Annotated in this window: 3 protein-coding genes; all 3 read right to left on the bottom strand. The window is 66.9% G+C overall.

All coding sequences use genetic code 11. The features are described from left to right. Window positions 1-20: 20 nt before the first annotated feature. The 3 genes from tnpC to tnpA all read right to left on the bottom strand — a co-directional run bounded on the left by tnpC (window position 21) and on the right by tnpA (window position 2,377). Window positions 21-1,586, bottom strand: coding sequence for an IS66 family transposase (gene tnpC / locus FHD68_RS18275; protein WP_127897300.1), 1,566 nt, complete (start codon window positions 1,584-1,586; stop codon window positions 21-23). A gap of 69 nt (window positions 1,587-1,655) precedes the next feature. Continuing rightward, on the bottom strand, window positions 1,656-2,012 hold the full coding sequence (gene tnpB / locus FHD68_RS18270; protein WP_071209476.1) for an IS66 family insertion sequence element accessory protein TnpB: 357 nt from the start codon (window positions 2,010-2,012) through the stop codon (window positions 1,656-1,658). Next, on the bottom strand, window positions 2,009-2,377 hold the full coding sequence (tnpA, locus tag FHD68_RS18265) for an IS66-like element accessory protein TnpA (RefSeq protein WP_204245734.1): 369 nt from the start codon (window positions 2,375-2,377) through the stop codon (window positions 2,009-2,011). The genes tnpB and tnpA overlap by 4 nt, the downstream gene beginning before the upstream one ends. Window positions 2,378-2,528: the final 151 nt, after the last annotated feature.

The following is a 2,528-nucleotide window of genomic DNA, read 5'->3' as shown; positions in this document are numbered from 1 at the left end:
GTAAGCGCGACGTCGCGGCCCTATGCGGTGAGGCTTGACGGCTGTGCGTGCCGCCAGGGCATGAGGTCTTCGATGCGGGATTTGGGGTGTCCGTCGAGGATGGCGCGGAGGGTGTCGGCGAGATAGTCGACGGGGTTCACGCCGGCCATTTTGCAGGTGGCGACGAGCGAGGCGAGCATGGCCCAGTTCTCGGCGCCGACCTCGTTGCCGGCGAAGAGGGCGTTCTTGCGGGTCAGCGCGATCGGACGGATCTGGTTTTCGACCGGGTTGGTGTCGAGCTCGAGGGTGCCGTCGTCGAGGAAGCGGATCAGGCCGGGCCAATGCGCGAGGGTATAGCGGATATCCTCGGCCAGAAGGGATTTCTGCGGGATGCGCGACAGCTGAGTTCCAAGCCAGGGCTTGAGCGCGGCGATGATCGGGGCGGCCTGGGCGCTCCGGACGGCGAGACGGTCGGCGGGAGCCTGGCCGCGCACGGTCTTCTCGATCTGATACAGCAATGCGATCTGGCGCAGCATCTCCTCGGCGATGGGCGAGCCCTCGCTTTCAAAGCGCTTCACGAAGCGACGGCGGACATGGGTCCAGCAATTGACCAACTGCCACGGCCCCTCATCGCGCGTGATCTCGGTCAGCGCGTTGTAGGACTGGTAGGCGTCACATTGCAGGAACCGGCCGCGGTATCCGGCGAGGAACTTTAGCGGATGCTCCCGTCCTCGGCCGGGGGCGTAGTGGAACAGCACGATGGGCGGACCGACACCGCCATGGCCGCGATCGTCGGACACGACGGCCCAGAAGTAGCCGCTCTTGGTAGCCTTCCGGCCCGGATCGAGCACCGGCGCGCGGGTCTCGTCCACGAAGATCCGGTCGGCGCTGCGCAGATGAGCCTTCATGTGGTCGATGACAGGCATCAGGTGGAAGCAGGCGCGCCCCGTCCAGTTGCCGAGTGTGCCACGGTCGAGGTGGAGACCTTGCCGCTCGAAGATCCCCGCTTGGCGGTAGAACGGAAGGTGGTCGCCGAACTTCGAGACGATGATCCACGCGATCAGCCGTTCGGTCGGCAGCCCGCCAGGGACGACATGCTCAGGGGCATGCGCCTGCACGACGGCCTGCGAGCAGCGGCGACAGGCGTATCTCGGGCGCCGCGTCACCAGCACCTGGAACTGCGCCGGGATTACGTCGAGCCGCTCGGATATATCTTCCCCGATCCGGGCCATCTCACCGCAGCCGCAGGGGCATTGGATGCTGGCGGGCTCGATCACGCGCTCGACCCTGGGCAGGTGCGCCGGCAGATGCCCGCGGTTGCGCGCGGGCTTGCGAGGTTCTTCCCCGCGCGTTTGGGCAAGCGCGGCCTCTGCCTTTTCCTGCGCGGCCGCGAGGACGCCTTGGGCCAGTTCGGCATCCTCGAGCGGCAGATTGAACTGGTCGGGTGACAGCTTCTCGGAACTCTTGCCGAAGCGCTCGCGCTGCGATGCCCGCAGGATGCCCTCCAGCCGACGATTGGCCTCCTGCACCTCCACGAGCGCCGCCTCGACCTCGGTCAGGCGGGCCTTCAGATGAGCGTTCTCACGGCTGAGGGCATCGGCATCCATGCCTCGGAGTGAATCACGCAAACGCGGTTCTGGCTAGCAAAAACAGGGAATTCCCGTGCGTCCGCCCGCTCACCCTGCGACCAGCGGACGCCGCGCCCGTTCCGGCCGCACCAGCCGCCAATCCAACCCTTCGAACAGAGCCGCCAGCTGCGCCGAGGAGATCCGCATCACTCCGTCCCGCATCTGCGGCCAGACGAACTTGCCTCCCTCAAGGCGCTTGTGAACGAGCACCATTCCGGTCTGATCCCAAACCAGCAGCTTGATCCTGTCCGCCCGTTTCGAGCGGAAGACGAAGACCGCCCCACAGAATGGATCGAGCCCGGACATCTCCTGCACCGCCAGCGCGAGGCCATCGATCCCCTTGCGGAAGTCCACCGGGCGCGTCGCCACATAGACCTTTGTTGGCCCTCCCTGACCGAGCATCATGATGTCGCCGTCCGCGCCGCCCGGATGGACCTGGTCAGCAGGATCTCATCGGCGTCGGCCCCGACGCGGATCACGACATCGCCGACAACGATCTCCACGCCGGTGGCGACCTCCGTCTCTGCCGGCATCGCCGCTGCGGGACCCTCGACGACCAACTCTGCAAACATCGGCAGGGCCGCCACGCTCTCGGGCACGACAAGCTGCCCCGTCCGCAACTTCTTCCGCCAGTCGTAGACCTGCCAGCGCGTCGTCCCGTGCTGCCGCGCGACATCCGTTACCGAGGCCCCCGGCACCAGGCTCTCCGCAGCGACCCGCGCCCGCTCCGCCTTCGTGCGCCGCCGACGCCCGCTCGGCCCCTCGATCACCTCTAGCCGAGAAACCCTGCCGTCCCCTGGGCCGTCCAAATGGACGCCCACTTTGCCGTCTCGTTCCAAACCAACACCTCCAACGCTCATGCGTACAGAAAATGGCCCGGTCAGATCAGAAGCGGCAGGAGGGGGGCCGCGTCGCGCTTAC

The organism is Paracoccus marcusii (assembly GCF_006151785.1).
Taxonomy (GTDB): Bacteria; Pseudomonadota; Alphaproteobacteria; order Rhodobacterales; family Rhodobacteraceae; genus Paracoccus; species Paracoccus marcusii.
Note: the sequence above shows the minus strand (reverse complement) of the source record. Positions and strands in the feature narration are given on the sequence as shown.